Genomic DNA, 17211 nt, shown 5'->3' with positions numbered 1-17211 from the left:
GGTTGGTGGGTGTGTGGTGGATGATTGTGAGAGCGATCAGGCGATGAATCCCACGATGATCGCCGTGAGCACGAGGTTGGCGAAACTCATCACGAGCAGCCCCTTCCAGCCGATCTCGATGAGCTGATCGATCCGCACCCGTGGGATCGCCGACCGTGCCCACTGGGTGAACAGGTAGACTGCGAGGATCTTGAGCAGCATCCAGACGATCCCCGGGAGCACCGGCCCCGCAGGACCGCCCAGGAACAGCGTCGCGACGATCGCGCCGCCAAGGAAGATGTGGAGGAACTCGCCGAGGTACAGCAGGACGAAGTACGCACCCGAGTACTCGGTCATGTACCCCGCCACCAGCTCACCGGGTGCCTCGGGCGTGTCGAAGGGGTTCCGCCCGACCTCAGCGAGGTTCGCGATCAGGAACAGCACGAACGCGAACGGGTTGACGAACGCGAACCACGATGGGATCGAGACGCCAGCGATCGTGACGAGTGCCTCGCTCTGCATCGCGACGATCTCACTCATCCGAAGCGTCCCGGCGAAGACGACGACCGAGGCCGCGGTCACGACGAGCGGGATCTCGTAGGCGATGTTCTGGGCGAGCGCGCGCAGCCCGCCGAGGAACGAGTACTTGTTGTTCGACGCATAGCCCGACATCAACAGCCCGAGCGACGCGATCGACGACGCGGCGAACACGAACACGAACCCGGTCTCGGGGTCGGCGAGCTGGAGACCGGACCCCAGCGGAATCACCGCGAACCCGAGCAGTGCCGAGAACGGCACGAGGAACGGCGCAATGTCGAACGCCGGCCGATCGACGCTATCGGGGATGATGACCTCCTTCGAGAGCAGCCGGACGGCGTCGGCCACGATGATCAGCAGACCGAACGGGCCGACCCGGTTGACCGCGATCCGATCGGTGAACGCCGCCGTGATCTTCCGCTTGCCCCAGATCCCCCCGACCGCCGCGAACGTCAGGAAGATCACCGCGATCAGCGACGCGCCGACGATCCCGAAGATGAACTGGAGACCCGGATCGGGGTTGGCACCGAACCCGAGGAGCTGGCTCAGCGTCTCCGGGAACGTCTGGCCACCGCCGGCCGCGCCGCCCGCGGAGGCGTTCGTGGCGTTCGTCGCATTGGCTGCGCCGGTCGCGTTCGCCCCGCCAGTGCCGTTCGTCGCGTTGGTGGCGTTCGAGGCGTTCGCCGCCTGGAACAGGACCTCGCTCGGGCTCATCTATCGACCTCACCGAGCACGATATCGAGACTCGCCAGGGAAGCGATCAGATCAGGGATATACTCGCCTTCGGCCATCTCGGGAAGCGTTTGGAGATTCGAAAAGCACGGACTCCGGATCTTGAACCGAGCGGGCTTGTCGGTGCCATCGCTCCGGATGTAGATCCCGAGTTCGCCCTTCGCGCCCTCGACCGCCCGGTAGATTTCGGCGTCCTCGTCCGGCCGGAGGGTACGGGGAACGTTCGACTGGATCTCGCGATCGTCTTCCGGCCAGTCTTCGAGCAGGTCGACACACTGCTCGATGATCCGTGCGGACTGCTCGACCTCCTGCATCCGACAGAGCACGCGAGCGTAGTTGTCGCCCTCCTCGGCAGTGATGACGTCCCAATCGAGTTCGTCGTAGTAGCCGTAGGGATCGTCGCGCCGGAGGTCGTAGTCGACGCCCGAGGCGCGGGCGACCGGACCCGTCGCTCCGTACTGTTTGGCCGTCTCGGCGTCGAGCACACCCGTGTCGACACAGCGGAGCTGGAAGATCTCGTTCGAGGTGATCAGGTCGTGGTACTCGTCGAGCTTCTCGGGGAGGCCGTCGAGGAAGTCCCGGATCTTCTCGAAAAAGTCCTCACGCGGTTCGGGCAGATCCCACGCCACGCCCCCGAGCCGCATGTAGTTGAACATCAGCCGCTGGCCCGTGAGGTCTTCGAGAATGTCCTCGACGACTTCGCGGTCCCGGAACGTGTACATGAACGTCGCGGTGAACTCGCCGTAGACGTCGAGTGCGAACGTACCGAGTGCGAGCATGTGGGCCGCGATCCGGCAGAACTCCGCCGACATCGTCCGGATGACCTGGGCGTACTCCGGCACGTCGAGACCCGCGAGATCCTCGGCGGTGCGGGCGTAGGCCCACTCGTTCAGGATGCCCGCCGAGACATAGTCCCAGCGGTCGGGGTAGGGCATGATCTCGTGGCGGTACTTCCCGTTCTGAGCCATCTGCTCCTCACACCGGTGGAGGTAGCCGATGTCGGGATCGACGTGGGCGACCTGCTCGCCGGAGAGTACCGTCTCGACGTGGAGCACGCCGTGAGTCGCGGGGTGGTGAGGCCCGATGTTGAGGAACATCGTGTCCGAACCGTCCTCCTTGTGGTCGTCGGCGATCGGGTTGGCGTGTGATTCGAGGGTGACGACCTGGGGCTTGTCCTGATTGTAGTCAAGCCCCATCGGATGCCCCTGCCACGTCTCGGGCAGTAGAATCCGCCGGAGATCGGGGTGGTCGTCGTACTCGATCCCCACGAGATCGTACGCCTCGCGCTCGTGCCAGTCCGCCGTCCGGTAGACCGGCTCCGCGCTCTGGCTCACCGGATTTTCCCGAGAGGTCGGTACGACGACCGAAACCTCCTGAGTGGGATCCTCGTACTTCTTCAGGTGGTAGATCGACTCGAAGCGATCCTCGTACTCCTGGGCGGTGACGTTCGAACAATGATCGAACCCCGCCTCGTCGCGCAGCGCGAACAGCGCGTCCTGGACCTCGTCCGGTCGGACGACGAACGCTTCCGCGTTCCGGTGGGTCTCCCGGCTCACTACCGTGTCGCCGAGGAGGTCGGCGAGCGCGTCGTAGTCGAGACCGTCGTCGGTGACGCCCACAGTTTGAGACCGGTCGCGTGGTCGTTCAAGGCTCATGGCGAATCGTTCCAGTTGTACCGCATCACGAGCGTGTCCTCGTCGATGTCGTCGGCGAGCTTCGTCACCAGCTCGTCGCGTTCGAGGTCGCCGAACTCTTCGAGTTCGTAGGGTTTCACGGTCACGGGCGCGGTCTCGCCCTCGCCGATACGCTCTTGAAGCTTGGCGACGCCGTAGACCAGCGCCTCGGGTCGGGGCGGACAGCCCGGAACGTGGATGTCGACGGGAATGATCTCCTCTGCGCCCTTCACGACGTTGTACCCCTGCTGGAACGGCCCACCCGAGATGGTGCACGATCCCATCGAGACCACGAACTTCGGCTCGGGCATCTGGTCGTACACCCGCTTCATCCGCGGGCCGAACTTCGAGACGATCGTTCCGGGAACGATGATCACGTCGGCCTGCCGGGGCGAAGCTCGGGGGACGCCCGCGCCGAACCGATCGAGGTCGTGTTTCACCGCGTAGGTGTGCATCATCTCGATGGAACAGCAGGCGATCCCGAACTGGAGCATGAACATCGAGGAGCTCCGGACCCAGTTCATGAAGGAGTCGAACTTCGTGAGGACGAACGGCGAGGAGCCGAACGCCTCCCGGAGCTTGGAGTTGAACCGGTTGTCCGTGCCCCCGCCCATTCGGGCCTCCTGGGTGGTCTGTGCGTCCGCGTTCGTGAGTTGGCTGTCGCTGCTCATTATCGTGTCCGGGTGCCGCTCGACCGTTCGTTCCGAATCCACTGTACCGCGCCGTTACGCCACGCCCACGCGAGGCCGACGACGAGGATGCCGATGAACACCAGCATGGGGACGAGCGCCGGCACCAACCCGATCTCCGGGTTCGCGACGGCGTCGCGGTAGATGACCGTCCAGGGGAAGATCAGGACGGTCTCGATGTCGAAGATCACGAACAGCAGCGCGACCATGTAGTACTGGATGTTGAACCGGATGCGGGTGTTGCCCGTCGGAACCTCGCCGCTCTCGTACACGGCGGATTTCCCCTGCTCGGGCACGCTGGGTCGCAGCAGGCTCGATACGACGATCATCGTCAGCGGGACGGCGACCCCGACGACCGCCAGCGCGCCGATAGCTATCCACGGATTCATGTGATTTCTGGCTCGTGTTCGGGCTTTGGAGCGCACTCACATAAGGGTTGATTCTTCCCACCCGCCAGTCCGGTATCGGACACCGCCACTCCACGGCACGCCCGACTCCCTCGGCTCATTCGTCCCCCCGAAACGCTTCGACGCCCCGGTCGTGGAGATCACGCGAGACGCGTGCGACGTCAGCCGTGAGGTCCTCGTGGTAGTCGATCAGTCGGTCTTCCAGTTCGTCGTGTTCGCGCGAGAGCATTTGGACCGCCGACAGCCCGGCGTTGAACGATTTCCCTGCGTCGACTGCGACGATCGGCGCGCCGGTCGGCATCCCGATGACCGAGTCGACCGATTTCTCTTGCACCGGGACGCCGATCACGGGGATCGGGTACGCGATCGAGGCGACCATGTTCGGGAGGTCGGCCGACTTCCCGCCTGCGCCCGCGATGATAACGTCGAGTCCGCGCTCGCGGGCGGTCTCGGCGTAGGTGTACATCAGTCCGGGAGTCCGGTGGGCCGAAACCACGTAGCTCTCGAACGTGAATCGGTTCTCGGGCGGGTCGTCGGGATCGGTGAGTTCGGCGAAGCCGAGCTCGAAAAGCGCCTCGTACGCGCCGTACATCGTGTCGAGGTCCGAATCCGACCCCATCACGATCCCCACGTCGGGAGCCGTTTCGGGCGAACGATCGCGGTCGGCCTCGCGTTCGAGTGATTCGAGAAGGTCGTCGAGCTCGGAGGTGTCCGTCGCGGTGGTCGTTTCTGATGTCTCAGTCATGAGTCGAAGGTACAGCCGTCGCGGAGTTCGCGGGCACGTTCGAGCAGTTCGTTCGTGTTCTCCTCCTCGTCGCCGGTGAGTGTGACGTGGCCGAGCTTCCGGAGCGGGCGCGCCTCGTGCTTGCCGTACCAGTGGAGGTTCGCGCCCCGTTCGGCAAGCACCCGGTCGACGCCTGTGAGTTCAGCAGGTCGTGGTTCGTCGACATCGCCGAGGAGGTTCGTCATCACCGTCCGGCCTCGGCGCTCGGTCGCGCCGAGCGGCCAGCCGAGGACCGCGCGAACGTGCTGTTCGAACTGGGAGCTTAGCGCCCCCTCGATGGTCCAGTGGCCGGAGTTGTGCGGCCGCGGGGCGATCTCGTTGACCGAGATTTCGCCATCCGACTCGAACAGTTCGATTCCGAACACGCCCCGACCGTCCATCAAGTCGAGGACGTCGCGTGCGACCGATTTTGCGCGTTCGCGGACGTCATCGGAGACGCGCGCCGGGACGATCGTCTCGCACAGGATTTCTTCCTCGTGGACGTTCTCACCGGGCGTGAACGTTCGTCGATCGTCCGCGCCACGAACGCCGATGACCGAGAGCTCCCGATCGAAGGGAACGAACGCCTCGACCATCGCGTCGCCGTCGATCGCCTCGAACGCGGTTTCGACACCGCCCGGCGACTCGATCGGGACGTTGCCGCGACCGTCGTAGCCGCCACGACGGGCTTTCAACATCGCGGGATAGCCGAGGTCCTGAAGCGCGTCGTGGAGATCGGCGACGCTCTCGACCGCCCGGAACGGCGGGACGGGAACCCCGGCCTCCTGGAGGCGGCGCTTCTGGATGAGTTTGTCCTGGATCGTCCGGAGCGTGTCGGGGGCGGGATGCACAGGGGTATCGAACTCCTCGCTTACCCGTTCGAGCAGGTCGGGATCGGCGAGTTCGATCTCGTAGGTTAGGACGTCGGCGCGCTCTGCGAGTACGGCGACGGCATCCGGATCGTCGAAATCGCCGTGGAGCGTGTCGCGGACGACGGGTGCGGCGGGCGGGTCGGGGGTCGGATCGCTCACGACGACCTCGACCCCGAGCGGCGCGGCGGCCTCGCCGAGCATTCGGCCGAGCTGACCGCCGCCGACCACCCCCAGCGTCGGACCTGGTGCAGTCGCTTGCATGGTGGCTCGGTTTTCGACTCGGGAGGTTAAGGATTCCCTTCGGTTCCGGCAGTCGCGTTCGCGGGGAGCCGGCTCGTGTCCACGAAGAAGGTCGTGTTGGTTTTCCCGGTATCCTGCGTCCGCATCACATAGCTCCGGGCGTCGTACCCATCGAGACGGTCAGCGAGGAACGCTCGGTCGGTGGTCAGCCCGATCACTACAGGAGGGGGGTTCCCCGCCGTCCGTCGCTCGAACGCCGAGACGTTCCGCGCACACGAGACGGTTGCGTCGGTGCTCTCGGTGTACCACGGGATCGGAAGGAGGTTGAACCACTTCGTGCAGCCTGGCTCCCTCGCGCCCGACTGCTCGGCGACGAAGAACTCGCCGTACACCAGCACGTCAGTTCCTTCGTTGGTCGCGCTCACGGCAGCCATGTCGTCGATCGCGGGGTGGAAGTCGTCGGCTGGCTGAGCGTACTGGACGAGTTCGTTCCCGTCGGACTGAGAGTCGAGATAGACGTCGTCGGCCGCAACGACCCCGATCTGTGCGACGACGAGGAGGAGGGCGATCGCCACCGCGGCGACGGCGGCGCGGTTGTCGTCGGCGAGCGCCGCACGGCCCCACGCGAAGAGGACGCCAACACCAGCCGCCGCCGGCACCGCGAGCGGAACGATCGCGTGGATCGTCGCCCACGGAGCCATGATGTCGGTCGCGATGGGATAGCCGAGAACGCTGACTACACCCCAGTAGAAACAGAACGCGACGAGATCACGCGGCCGGTCACCGGTGTAGCGGTCCACGAGGAACCCGACCACCGCGAGCACCACTAGCGCTCCCGACCCCGTGGAGAGGGTTTCGAGGTAGTCGGCGAGGTAGGGGAGGTACGGATGATCCTGGTGGCCGCCCTCGATCCACAGCGAGTAGAAGGCGTTCCACGAGCCAAGCGTCGCCTCACCCACCACCGCCGGGAGCGTCGTGGGATCGGCGAGGAGGTCGTCGAATCCGGGTCCGTCAGTCCGCCGCGGCGCGTAGAAGTACACGACGATCGCGAGGAACTCGATCATACCGGCGAGGAGGTGTGGCGTCCATGACCGGACTCCGTGACGGATCCACGTGGTGCGCCGTCGGAGTGCCGTCTGCCAGCCCCGATCGAGAAACAGTCGATGGTCGACGAGGAGGGCGAGCGCGCCAAGCCACGTCACGAGCGTGATGAGGACGTTCTCCTTGGTCGTGAACGCGAGCGCGAGCGAAATCACGCCAGCGTGGAACCACCGTTCACGACGGGTGTCGATCGCCTGGACGAAGAACCCGACGGCGAACAACGAGAAGACCGCGAGCGGGAGGTCGCTCCGCATGAACCGCGAGTAGTAGAGCAAGACCGGATCGGCAGCAAGAAAGAGGGCGAGCGCGATCGTCTCGGTGGAACGAAGACGGTCACGGAAGAGCAGCGCGACGAGCGGGAGTGCGGCCCCGAGGATAGCAACCACGAGCCGCATCGTGAAATCGTTCGGGCCGAGCAGGGAGAAGAGAGGGGCGTTCACCTGATGGAGGAAGGGGCCGTGGATCATCGGTCGGTACACGAAACTCCCCGTTTCGGCGTAGTTCAGGATCCAGTAGCCGACGCGGGCCTCGTCCCAGTGGGCGATCCGGTCACCGAGGAAGGCGATCCGGGCGAGCAGTCCCAGCACGGCGATGGCGACGACGGCGAGCGTGACCCGACGACGCCGGGAGGACACGACGCCGTCTGTCGCTCTCATGTCCCATCCACGGTCGGGCAGCCCATAGGAGCGTTTCGGTTGGTCGTTCGGCAGGGCTGGCACCGAACGGTAGGTCTTTGAGGGCCGCTCGCCACCCGCCGCACATGCACAGTCTCGGACTGGTCGTTGCCCAGTTCTACGACGACCTCGCGACGGAGATGGAAGAGCACGCACACGAGGCCGCAGCGGAGTGTGGGGCCGAGATCACCGACACGATCCCGGTCCCCGGCGCGTACGACGCGCCACTCGCGGCCGACCGACTCGCACGCCGCGAGGAGATCGCAGCGGTCGCGGTGCTCGGCGCGATCGTTTCCGGCGACACCGACCACGATCAGGTCATCGGCCGGTCGGCGGCGAAGGGCCTGACCGATGTAAGTCTCGACCGCGACAAACCCGTGACCTTCGGTGTGGTTGGACCCGGGATGAGCGGTGCGGAGGCGCGCGAGCGCGCTGACAAAGGTGCTGAAGCGGTCGAGACCGCCGTCGACATGGTGGAGGCGCTCGCATGAGCGAGTTCGCCGCCCGCGTCGAGCGCGTCGAGCCGAGCGCGACGCTCGCGATCAGTAACCTCGCCGGCGAACTCGAAGCCGACGGTGTCGATGTCGTCGACCTCAGCGTGGGCGAGCCCGACTTCCCGACGCCCGAGAACATCGTGGCAGCCGGTAAGGACGCGATGGATTCGGGCCACACCGGCTACACCTCCTCGAACGGGATTCCCGAACTCAAGGAAGCGATCGCCGACAAGCTCCAGAGGGATGGACTCGATTACGCCACTGACGAGATCATCGTCACGCCAGGTGGCAAGCAGGCGCTCTACGAGACGTTCCAGACGCTGATCGACGATGGCGACGAGGTTTGTCTGCTCGATCCGGCGTGGGTCTCCTACGAGGCGATGGTGAAACTCGCCGGTGGGAGCCTCTCGCGGGTCGATCTCACGCCGTACGACCTCCAGCTCGAACCCGCGCTCGACGATCTCGCCGCGGCAGTCACTGACGACACCGAACTCCTCGTCGTGAACTCGCCGTCGAACCCGACCGGCTCCGTGTTCACCGATACGGCGCTCCGCGGCGTCCGCGATCTCGCGGTCGAACACGATATTACTGTTATCTCCGACGAGATCTACAAGGAGATCACCTACGGCGTCGAACCGACGAGTCTGGGCACCTTGGAGGGCATGGCCGACCGCACGGTGACGATCAACGGGTTCTCGAAGGCGTACTCGATGACGGGCTGGCGGCTCGGCTACCTCGCCGCACCCGAAGCGCTCGTCGATCAGGCCGCCAAACTCCACTCGCATTCGGTCTCGTGTGCGACAAACTTCGTCCAGCACGCGGGCGTCGAAGCGCTCGAAAACACCGATCAGGCCGTCGCTCAGATGACGGAAGCGTTCGAGGAGCGCCGCGATCTCGTCGTCGATCTGCTCGCCGAGCACGGCGTCGACGTGTCCGCGCCCGACGGCGCGTTCTACGTGATGGTTCCTGTGGCCGACGACGACCAGCAGTGGTGCGAAGACGCGATCCAGGACGCCCACGTCGCCACCGTTCCGGGCAGCGCGTTCGGCGCGCCCGGCTACGCCCGCTTCTCGTACGCCAACAGCCAGGAACGGCTGCGCGAGGCGGTCGATCGGCTGGCTGCCGAAGAATTGGTCTAATCGACGAGAAGCCACGAGAAGACCCAGATTTTCCGAAGCGATTCACGACCTAGGAGGCGGGACCCGATCAGTCGGCTTCGGCACCGTCCTCGTCAGAATCCGGAAACGAGGGCGTGATCGGGTGGCTGATGTGATTCCTAAAGAACCACCGACCAGCCGAGTGCGAGCACGCGACAGTCCCGGTTTCGAATCCGGTGATCGCGGGTCTGGCTGTAGTTCAACAATGCGACGAATACGACGACGCCGACGGTGTTGCCGAGGGTCGCTGGCGCGAGAAAGTCGACGACCAACGCGGCGAATATCGCCGCTGGACACGACGTACAGCGTCTCGATTTCGGTCAGTCCCGCTCTTCGCGGATTCGGTCGATGATCTGCCCGGTCGAGAGCAGTTCTCCGTCGTAGTTCGGCTCGCGCCCCGATGCACGCTTCACGTCGCAGTCGATCCCGCGATCGCCGAGCGCCGCCGCGATCGCAGCCTCGTCGTGGTGCTGGTCGTGTCCGAGGACGATCACGTCGGGATCGAGCGCCTCGATCGGGACGAAGATGTCCTCGCGGTCGCCGAGCACCGCGTTGTCGACCGGATCGAGCGCAGCGACCATCTCTCGACGCTGACGGTCCGCGAGAATCGGTTTGGCTTTGTGGGTGACGTTCTCCCGGCGAGCGAGGATCACGGCGAGTTCGTCCCCCATCGCCGCCGCCTCGCGGAGGTACTCCAGATGACCGGGATGGAGGATGTCGAACGTTCCCTGGGCGACGACTGTGGTCGGATCGTCGCTCGTCTCGGGCGGATCGGCTTCCGATCGGGTTCGGCCGTCGGTTCGCTCGCCACCGTTTCGCTCGCCCTCGTTCGGTTCCCGACTCATCGTAGCTCCTCGTCGATGTCGGCCTGTGTGAAGTCGAAAAAGTCCTCGTCGTCGGGCAGGTCGACGTCGAGCACCGGGAGGTCGCGTCGCCGGCCCTCGCGGTCGAACGCCTGCCAGTCGTGGTCGCGGTAGGGCGCACCGAGAATGATGTGGACATCACCTTTCCCGAACGTAGCGAGATCGGCGTCGCTCGGCTGGAGGACGCCGTTCGGATGCGAGTGGATCGAGCCGGCAGCGCGCATATCGTTCGGGACGAGACTCGTCTTTACTGTGGCGCTCACCGGGTTCGATTCGGTTGCCGGAACCACGAGCACGTCGGTCACGACGGTTCCCGACCTGTCGAGTCCGAGATCGGTCGCGTCCTCGCCACGGAGCAGCCCCATGTACTCGTTCGGGTGGCTCTCCTCGGCGGCCGAGCGGGCGAACGCGAGAGTATCGGCGGCGATCCCGACGACCTCGCTCGACCGGAAAAAGCCCATGTCCGAACACCGGCCGGTGACCATCTAAGCGTTCCGGATGGGGAGTGTGATTTGCCAATTCTTAAACCCGGTCGCGGCAAACGCCGGTCAAGAATGTCTACACCCGCCGAATCCGACGATCGAACGGACGAGGGGGCCGAGCTCCCGACCGTCTACGATCTCGCACCCGAACACACCACCGAGGCCGTCGAGGCCGGCGAACGCTACCACGCGACCGTCAACGGCGTCGTGGAGTACGGCGTGTTCGTCGACATCGCCGACGACGTCTCGGGACTGGTCCACGAATCGAACCTCGACGGCGAGTACGCGGTCGGCGACGATCTGCTCGTCCGCCTCGACGAGATCAGGCCGAACGGCGATCTCGGTTTCGACGAAGCCACGATCGACGACTACGAGACGGTCACCGTCGAGTACGAGCCGGAGATTACGGCCACCGACGATCTCGAAGCGGCAGTCGGCGAGGACGTGACGCTCGACGGCGAGATCGTCGGGATCGAACAGACCGGTGGCCCGACGGTATTCACGCTCCGCGACGCATCGAGCGTCGTCGACTGTGCGGCGTTCGAGGCCGCCGGTGTCCGGGCGTATCCCGAAATCAGTGTGGGCGACCTCGTACGAATCGAGGGGACGCCGGAACGCCGCGAGGGCGCGATCCAAGTCGAGGTCAGCGATCTCGCCGCACTCGACGACGCTGCCGACCTCCGAGAACGCCTCGATAACGCGCTCGACGAGCGGGCGGCGGCCCGCGACGTCACGCCGCTGATCGAGTGGGACGCGCTCGACAAGCTGTGGGACGATCTGGAGGCTGTCGCGGCGCGGCTTCGCCGTGCAGTCCTCGAAAACCGGCCGATCCGCATCCGCCACCACGCCGACGGCGACGGGATGTGCGCCTCGATCCCCGTCCAGCTCGCCCTTTCGCGCTTTATTGAAGACGTCCACGGCGACGCTTCGGCCCCACGCCACCTCGTCAAGCGACTGCCGAGCAAGGCTCCCTTCTACGAGATGGAGGACGTCACGCGCGATCTGAACTTCGCGCTCGGCGACCGCGACCGTCACGGCCAGCGCCTCCCACTCGTGGCGATGCTCGACAACGGGAGCACCGAGGAGGACGTGCCGGCCTACGAGGCGCTCGCCCAGTACGACATCCCGATCGTGGCGGTCGACCACCACCATCCCGACCCCGACGCCGTCGACGGATTGCTCGACGAGCACGTCAACCCCTACCTCCGCGGCGAGGACTACGGTGTGACCACCGGAATGCTCTGTGTCGAACTCGCCCGGATGATCCATCCCGAGATCACCGACGAACTTTCCCATGTGCCGGCGGTCGCCGGCCTCACCGACCGCTCGGAGGCCGACGCGATGGCCGACTACCTCGCGCTCGCACAGGAGGAGGGCTACGACGAGTCGGACCTCCAGGCGATCGGCGACGCGCTCGATTACGCCGCCCACTGGCTGCGCTACAGTTCGGGCGACGCCCTGATGACCGACGTGCTCGGCGTCGACGCCGCCGACGAGGACCGTCACCGCGATCTCGCCGACCATCTCTCCGAACGCGCCGACCGCGACACCGACCGCCAGCTCGACGCCGCCATGCCTCACGTCGAGACCGAATCGCTCGACAACGGCGCACAGTTGAACCGGATCGACGTCGAGCGCTACGCCAGGCGCTTCACCTACCCTGCGCCAGGCAAGACGACGGGCGCGATCCACGACCGGAAGGTCGCCGAGACCGATAGCCCCGTCATTACTGTGGGCTACGGCCCCGATTTCGCCGTCCTCCGGAGCGACGGCGTGCGCCTCGACATCCCGCAGATGGTCGAGGAGCTCGAAGAGGAGGTCACGGGCGGCGGCGTGAGCGGCGGCGGCCACCTCGTCGTCGGCTCGATCAAGTTCGTGAAGGGGATGCGCGAGGACGTCCTCGCCGCGCTCGAAGCCAAGATGGGCGACGCCGAGATCGACGAGGAACTCGGTAGCGCGTCGGTCGCCGGTTTCGAGGACTGAGACCGTCGAGACGATCCGAGGTTACTCGAACTCGATCCGGCGGGCAACGACGACTGCAAGCGCCACCACGCCGACGACCGCGGCGACGATCCCGACGGGAAGCGGTGAGTTGTCACCGATTCCGGGACCGCCGTCCCCTCCTTCCCAGTCGGCCTCGAAGATCTTCCCGTAGTATTCTCCGGCCTCCTTTCCTTCGAGCACGACCGCGACCTCGCGGTTCTGATCGGCTGAATTGTTATTCCAATTGAGACTCCCCACCACGGCCATCTCGCGGTCGATTATGACGCCCTTGGCGTGGATCTTCTCGAAACGATCACCCGGGTCGGCTACTTTGGCGTCGAGCGTGAGGTTCTCCGCCTCTGCCTTCCTGTTCAGCCAGTCGGCGAGCGCGGAGTTCTCTTCCTCTGAATACCACACGCTACTCAGCAGGATGCGGACGTCGACGCCGCGCTCGGCCGCCCGGACCGCCGCTTCGAGCAGCGGCTGGCGACGACTCCCGATCGACGCCTGAACGATCTCGACCGACTCATTGGCCCGATCGATCCGGTCGACGAGCACCCGCTCGGCGTTGTCAGGTGCTGTGAGGAGTTGCACACCCTGGGCCTCGATTTCTTTCGGCTCGAAGTTCGTCGGATAGCTCCCGTTCGCCGCCGGCTCGGTCTCGAACGTCTCGTTAGCGCGGTATGTGCTCCACGAAACCGTATCACGCCAGCCGATGTCCGCCCGGAACACCTCGGCGAGTCCCGGAGCGGTTTCGCCGCCCCGAACTACGGCACCCCACCCGCGGCTCGACCGACCACCGGTTCCCGACGGTTTCCAATTCTCCGTCATCACGAGCGCGCGATCGTCGACCACGGCATACTTCGGGTGGTGATAGTCGTACCGTGCGCGCTTGCCGCCGATGACCTCGACTGCGACGCCCGCGCTCGTGAGACGATTGAGGAGTTTCGCCTGCCGCGTCGTCATCCCGCCGACGGGTGCGTCGTCGACGAGTATTCGAACGTCGACGCCGCGCTCGGCCGCGCGTTCGAGCGCCGTCGCGGCGCGCTCGGAGCTAAAGGTATACCCACCGAGCAGAATTCGGCGATCGGCCGATTCGAGAACGTCGATCGGCACCGCTGGCGCATCGGGCAGGACGAACGCCCGAACCGTCGCGGGACCCGTCCGCACCGCCGAGAAGTTCGTCGCACCGAGATGTTCCCACGTCCAGCCGTCGGCGGTTCGGTTGTAGCGTTCGGCCTCGGGTGCGTCCTCGTATGCCATCTCGTCGACGACGCGCTCCTCGTCGCGGAGTGTGACCTCGTCGCCACCGTTGGCGAGACTCACCGACTCGTTTACGCCCACGATCGACGCCGTCGTGAGGTTCGTGGTCACGTTCGGTGTGGCCGTGACGGCTATTCGGTCCTCTATCGTGGTGTTCGGCAGCGAGACGTTCGTCTCGCCGTCGCTCAGCGTCCAGCCGGTGAGGTTCGTCGCCTCGGGGAACGCGAGCACGACGTACTCGCCCGCGTCCTCCTCGGCGAGCGGATTCGGGTACACCGCTGCGACGTGCGGGCCGTCGGGTCGGGGTTCGTCGGCCGTCTCGTTGCCGACCACCGCACCGCCGGCCGGCGTTGCCACCGCGACGCCGATCGGCGACACGACGAGCGCGACGACCACGAACGCGAGCACGACGACCCGGCGGGACACACCCGCCGGTGGTCACGTTCTCCGATTTAAGCCTTCGTGCCGGATCGAATCTGGCAGAACGGAAGAGCGGGTCTCAGGCCGGAGTTTCGGTCGTGTCGCCGTCGTCGGCCATCGCGTCTTCGGCCTTCTCGGCCTCGGTTTGGACGAGATACGATCGATCGTCGGCGTGGTCGCGGGCGGCGTCGAGCGCGCTCTCGGTCCCGATCTGGTTGAGCGCCCACGCCGCGCTCGCGCGCACCGAGTTCGAGTCGTCCTCGTCGATCACGTCCGCGAGCGGGTCGATCGCGCGTGCGTCGCCGATCAGGCCGAGTGCACGCGCCGCGTTCGAGCGGACGGTTTCGTTGTCGGCGACGAGGCGATCGGCGACCGGCTGTGTCGAATCTTCCGAGCCGATCTCGCCGAGCGCTTTGAGCGTGACCTTCTGGAGACCGGGGTCACTATCGCCCTCGATGTACTCGTGGAGCGTGTCGAGCGCGCGGTCGTCGCCGATCTTCCCGAGCGCCGCGATCGGGGCCTTGTCACGCTTCTGGGCGCGCTGCTCCATCGCGTCGAACGCCGCAGGTGCGCCGAGTCGTTTCAGCGACTCGATACAGTGCTCCTCCATGAACTCCGAGCCGAACATCTCCAGTCCCCGGAGGATCGGCTCGGGTTCGCCGCGCTTCTCGTAGATCTTGATCGCGTTCCACTCCGGAGGGTAATCCTTGCGGTTCTCGGAACTGAGCACGTCGTAAAACCCCTCGACGGTGAGCTTCTCACGCACCGTGAGATCGTCCCACTCCTCGGCGTCGTCGAGGTCGTCGGCGAGTCCCTCGGCAGCGTCGAGCAGGTCGGCGACGGTCTCCTCGTCCTCGTCGGGATCGAGGTCGTGCGTCTCGATCGATTCGATCACGTCGTCGAGCGCTGCGACGAGTTCGGCGTGCTCGTCGGCGTCGTCCTCGTCGTCAACGTCCTCCTGGGCGTCGCCGCCGTCAGTTGCGGCCTCGTTCCCCGTATCGGAGTCGGCTCCGTCGTTTTTCACGGCGAACGTTTCGCTGAGCGTGTCGCCAGCGTCGTCGAGGAAGCGCTCGACTGCTTCGGCCACTTCGTCCTCACCCTCATCGGTCCAGCGCGTCTCAGTGATCGTGGTTTTCGCGCCTTCGACCGTCTCAACGACGTCTTCGGCGTACGGACCACGCTGGGACTCGATCGTCTCGCGGAGCTCCGTGACGCGTGATTCGAGTTCCTCGCGGGTGCGTTCGTCGTCTTCCTCGTCTTCGTCCTCCTCGTCCTCGTCGGATTCGGGGAGATCGGCCGCCTCGATATCCGCCTCTACGTCGTCGAGATCAGACTCGACGGCGTCGAGATCGGACTCGGTGTCGGCCTCCTCGACTGCGGCCTCGATCTCGTCGAGTCGTTCGTCGAGGGACTCGGGAGTGTGTTTCGTTTCGATGGCGTCGGTCTCGGTGTCTTCATCGTCCCCATCGGCTTCCCCACCTTCGCCGTCTTCGCCGGTTTCGTCACTGTCGCTTTCGTCGTCCGTTTCCGTCTCCCCACTTTCGTCGTCCTCGCCGTCCTCCTCCGTATCGCTCTCGTCCGTCTCGGGCTCTTCGTTCGCGGACTCTTCTTCGGTAGCAGCCGCTTCGTCGGTCTCGTCTTCGTCTGGCGTGTCGTCACCGACTTCCGCGTCGTCGGCTGCGTCGTCCGCCGCCTCTTCGTCCGTTTCCTGCTCTCCCTCGTCGCTCGCAGCGTCCTCCACTTCGTCGCCCTCGTCGTCGGTCTCTTCGCCCACTGTTTCCTCCTCGACGCTTGCGCCCTCCGTCTCGTCGCGCTCCTCGGCGGGCTCGTCGGGAGCGTCGACCTCGGCGTCGTCGCCCGACATCGACTCCTCGTCCGCCCGCTCAGCCTCCATCTGGTCGGCCTCCAGGCGGGCCTCTTCGTCGGCTTCGCCGGCCGGTTCGTCTCCGTTCCCTTCGTCGTTGGAGCCGGTGTCCTCCTGAGCGGCGATCTCCTTCGCCGTCGGGTTGTCCTCGTCGGACCCCAGCTCCGATTCGGCCGCCCCCGCCTCCTCGGCCGAGGCCTGGTCTGTAGCCCCCGCTGACCCCTCGCCGTTGTCGGCGTCAGGCTCGTCGTCCCCGTTGCTCATGGAGAAAACTGTGGCACAAGCTACTAAGTGCGTTTCCCTTCGGGAGTCCCACGGCGATACAGCCGCGGTGCGAGCACGAGGTACGCGAGCGCGGCGGCGAGCAACAGCCGAGGAAACAGCCGACCGAACGCTCCCGGAACGAGGATCGACAGCGCCTGGACGACACCCATCGCCAGCGCATCCCGAACCCGGAGGTCGGGGTACCGAAACGGCGCGACCATCAGTCCAACGAAGACGAGGGTCGCGCCGAGGAGCACCGCCGGCGACCGCACCCCGGCGAGATAGGCGACCGCGAGCACCGTCGCCGCGAGCGTGGTCTGTGCACCCTCGGTCGCCCCGCGCCCGATGTCGTAGGCAGTGTAGAGTCCGAGTCGGACAACCGCCGTCACGACGAACAGCCCGGTCACGAAAAGCGAGAGTGCTAACGGCAGAGAGGATTCGGCGAGCGAGAGGTCCCACGCAGTGCGCGCGATAGCGAAGACGAACAGCGCGGGCGCGACGCCGAACGAGGCGACATCCGCGAGCGAATCGAGAAACTCCCCGACCGGCGTGCTCCCGACGTGCTGGGCGAGCGCGCCGTCGAGGCCGTCAGCGATCGCCGCCAGCAGGATCAGCCGAGCGGCGAGTCCGGGATCGACCATCGCGGCGGCCGCTGCGAGGAAGCCGAGACCGGCGTTCGTCGCCGTGACGGCGTCGGCGAGTCCGAGCCGTGCGACGAAGCGGGGCTGCATACCACCGGACTCGCCGACCCGCG

15 protein-coding genes are annotated in these 17211 nt (G+C 66.0%); 3 read left to right on the top strand and 12 right to left on the bottom strand.

Annotation, left to right across the window (positions count from 1 at the left end; genetic code table 11):
- Positions 1-36: 36 nt before the first annotated feature.
- The 7 genes from C449_RS06425 to C449_RS06395 form a co-directional block, all read right to left on the bottom strand.
- Positions 37-1230 carry a complex I subunit 1/NuoH family protein gene (locus C449_RS06425; RefSeq protein WP_006077164.1) on the bottom strand — a complete coding sequence of 398 codons (1194 nt, stop codon included), beginning with the start codon at positions 1228-1230 and terminating at the stop codon, positions 37-39.
- Positions 1227-2903, bottom strand: coding sequence for an NADH-quinone oxidoreductase subunit D (locus C449_RS06420; RefSeq protein ID WP_049913934.1), 1677 nt, complete (start codon positions 2901-2903; stop codon positions 1227-1229). Before C449_RS06420 ends, C449_RS06425 begins: the two co-directional genes overlap by 4 nt.
- A complete protein-coding gene (locus tag C449_RS06415; RefSeq protein ID WP_006077162.1) occupies positions 2900-3592 on the bottom strand; it encodes an NADH-quinone oxidoreductase subunit B in 693 nt (230 codons plus the stop codon). Before C449_RS06415 ends, C449_RS06420 begins: the two co-directional genes overlap by 4 nt.
- Positions 3592-3999, bottom strand: coding sequence for an NADH-quinone oxidoreductase subunit A (locus C449_RS06410; protein ID WP_006077161.1), 408 nt, complete (start codon positions 3997-3999; stop codon positions 3592-3594). Before C449_RS06410 ends, C449_RS06415 begins: the two co-directional genes overlap by 1 nt.
- A gap of 115 nt (positions 4000-4114) precedes the next feature.
- Complete coding sequence (gene purE, locus C449_RS06405; RefSeq protein WP_006077160.1) at positions 4115-4762, bottom strand: 5-(carboxyamino)imidazole ribonucleotide mutase; 648 nt, start codon at positions 4760-4762, stop codon at positions 4115-4117.
- Positions 4759-5913: a 5-(carboxyamino)imidazole ribonucleotide synthase gene (locus C449_RS06400; protein ID WP_006077159.1), complete on the bottom strand. Its 1155-nt coding sequence runs from the start codon at positions 5911-5913 to the stop codon at positions 4759-4761. Before C449_RS06400 ends, purE begins: the two co-directional genes overlap by 4 nt.
- A gap of 26 nt (positions 5914-5939) precedes the next feature.
- The gene (locus C449_RS06395) at positions 5940-7649 is read right to left on the bottom strand and encodes a flippase activity-associated protein Agl23 (RefSeq protein ID WP_006077158.1); all 1710 of its coding nucleotides are present in this window, start codon (positions 7647-7649) and stop codon (positions 5940-5942) included.
- 104 nt (positions 7650-7753) lie between these two features.
- Here C449_RS06395 and ribH point away from each other — a divergent pair, with 104 nt between their 5' ends.
- Both ribH and C449_RS06385 read left to right on the top strand, forming a co-directional pair.
- Positions 7754-8158, top strand: a complete 405-nt coding sequence (ribH, locus tag C449_RS06390) for a 6,7-dimethyl-8-ribityllumazine synthase (RefSeq protein ID WP_006077157.1) — start codon at positions 7754-7756, stop codon at positions 8156-8158.
- On the top strand, positions 8155-9300 hold the full coding sequence (locus tag C449_RS06385) for a pyridoxal phosphate-dependent aminotransferase (protein WP_006077156.1): 1146 nt from the start codon (positions 8155-8157) through the stop codon (positions 9298-9300). Before ribH ends, C449_RS06385 begins: the two co-directional genes overlap by 4 nt.
- Positions 9301-9638: 338 nt before the next feature.
- Here C449_RS06385 and C449_RS06380 read toward each other — a convergent pair whose 3' ends face one another.
- Together C449_RS06380 and C449_RS06375 are read right to left on the bottom strand one after the other, a co-directional pair.
- Complete coding sequence (locus C449_RS06380; RefSeq protein WP_006077154.1) at positions 9639-10163, bottom strand: adenylyltransferase/cytidyltransferase family protein; 525 nt, start codon at positions 10161-10163, stop codon at positions 9639-9641.
- Positions 10160-10642: a Mov34/MPN/PAD-1 family protein gene (locus tag C449_RS06375; protein WP_049913933.1), complete on the bottom strand. Its 483-nt coding sequence runs from the start codon at positions 10640-10642 to the stop codon at positions 10160-10162. The genes C449_RS06380 and C449_RS06375 overlap by 4 nt, the downstream gene beginning before the upstream one ends.
- Positions 10643-10735: 93 nt before the next feature.
- On the opposite strand from C449_RS06375, the gene C449_RS06370 reads away from it, so the two are divergent.
- Positions 10736-12646: a DHH family phosphoesterase gene (locus C449_RS06370; RefSeq protein WP_006077152.1), complete on the top strand. Its 1911-nt coding sequence runs from the start codon at positions 10736-10738 to the stop codon at positions 12644-12646.
- Between the two features lie 21 nt (positions 12647-12667).
- Here the strand turns inward: C449_RS06370 and C449_RS06365 are convergent, their stop codons facing one another.
- The 3 genes from C449_RS06365 to C449_RS06355 form a co-directional block, all read right to left on the bottom strand.
- Positions 12668-14335, bottom strand: a complete 1668-nt coding sequence (locus tag C449_RS06365) for a phospholipase D-like domain-containing protein (RefSeq protein ID WP_006077151.1) — start codon at positions 14333-14335, stop codon at positions 12668-12670.
- A gap of 73 nt (positions 14336-14408) precedes the next feature.
- Positions 14409-15764, bottom strand: coding sequence for a HEAT repeat domain-containing protein (locus C449_RS06360; protein ID WP_080504904.1), 1356 nt, complete (start codon positions 15762-15764; stop codon positions 14409-14411).
- A gap of 716 nt (positions 15765-16480) precedes the next feature.
- Positions 16481-17188 carry a protein sorting system archaetidylserine synthase gene (locus C449_RS06355; protein WP_006077149.1) on the bottom strand — a complete coding sequence of 236 codons (708 nt, stop codon included), beginning with the start codon at positions 17186-17188 and terminating at the stop codon, positions 16481-16483.
- Positions 17189-17211: the final 23 nt, after the last annotated feature.

The sequence above is a fragment of the Halococcus saccharolyticus DSM 5350 genome, from assembly GCF_000336915.1.
GTDB classification, from domain to species: domain Archaea; phylum Halobacteriota; class Halobacteria; order Halobacteriales; family Halococcaceae; genus Halococcus; species Halococcus saccharolyticus.
Note: the sequence above shows the minus strand (reverse complement) of the source record. Positions and strands in the feature narration are given on the sequence as shown.

Coding starts and splice junctions, on each gene's coding strand:
- C449_RS06425 (WP_006077164.1), bottom strand. CDS start 1,230: ATGAGCCCGAGCGAGGTCCTGTTCCAGGCGGCGAACGCCTCGAACGCC.
- C449_RS06420 (WP_049913934.1), bottom strand. CDS start 2,903: ATGAGCCTTGAACGACCACGCGACCGGTCTCAAACTGTGGGCGTCACC.
- C449_RS06415 (WP_006077162.1), bottom strand. CDS start 3,592: ATGAGCAGCGACAGCCAACTCACGAACGCGGACGCACAGACCACCCAG.
- C449_RS06410 (WP_006077161.1), bottom strand. CDS start 3,999: ATGAATCCGTGGATAGCTATCGGCGCGCTGGCGGTCGTCGGGGTCGCC.
- purE (WP_006077160.1), bottom strand. CDS start 4,762: ATGACTGAGACATCAGAAACGACCACCGCGACGGACACCTCCGAGCTC.
- C449_RS06400 (WP_006077159.1), bottom strand. CDS start 5,913: ATGCAAGCGACTGCACCAGGTCCGACGCTGGGGGTGGTCGGCGGCGGT.
- C449_RS06395 (WP_006077158.1), bottom strand. CDS start 7,649: ATGAGAGCGACAGACGGCGTCGTGTCCTCCCGGCGTCGTCGGGTCACG.
- ribH (WP_006077157.1), top strand. CDS start 7,754: ATGCACAGTCTCGGACTGGTCGTTGCCCAGTTCTACGACGACCTCGCG.
- C449_RS06385 (WP_006077156.1), top strand. CDS start 8,155: ATGAGCGAGTTCGCCGCCCGCGTCGAGCGCGTCGAGCCGAGCGCGACG.
- C449_RS06380 (WP_006077154.1), bottom strand. CDS start 10,163: ATGAGTCGGGAACCGAACGAGGGCGAGCGAAACGGTGGCGAGCGAACC.
- C449_RS06375 (WP_049913933.1), bottom strand. CDS start 10,642: ATGGGCTTTTTCCGGTCGAGCGAGGTCGTCGGGATCGCCGCCGATACT.
- C449_RS06370 (WP_006077152.1), top strand. CDS start 10,736: ATGTCTACACCCGCCGAATCCGACGATCGAACGGACGAGGGGGCCGAG.
- C449_RS06355 (WP_006077149.1), bottom strand. CDS start 17,188: ATGCAGCCCCGCTTCGTCGCACGGCTCGGACTCGCCGACGCCGTCACG.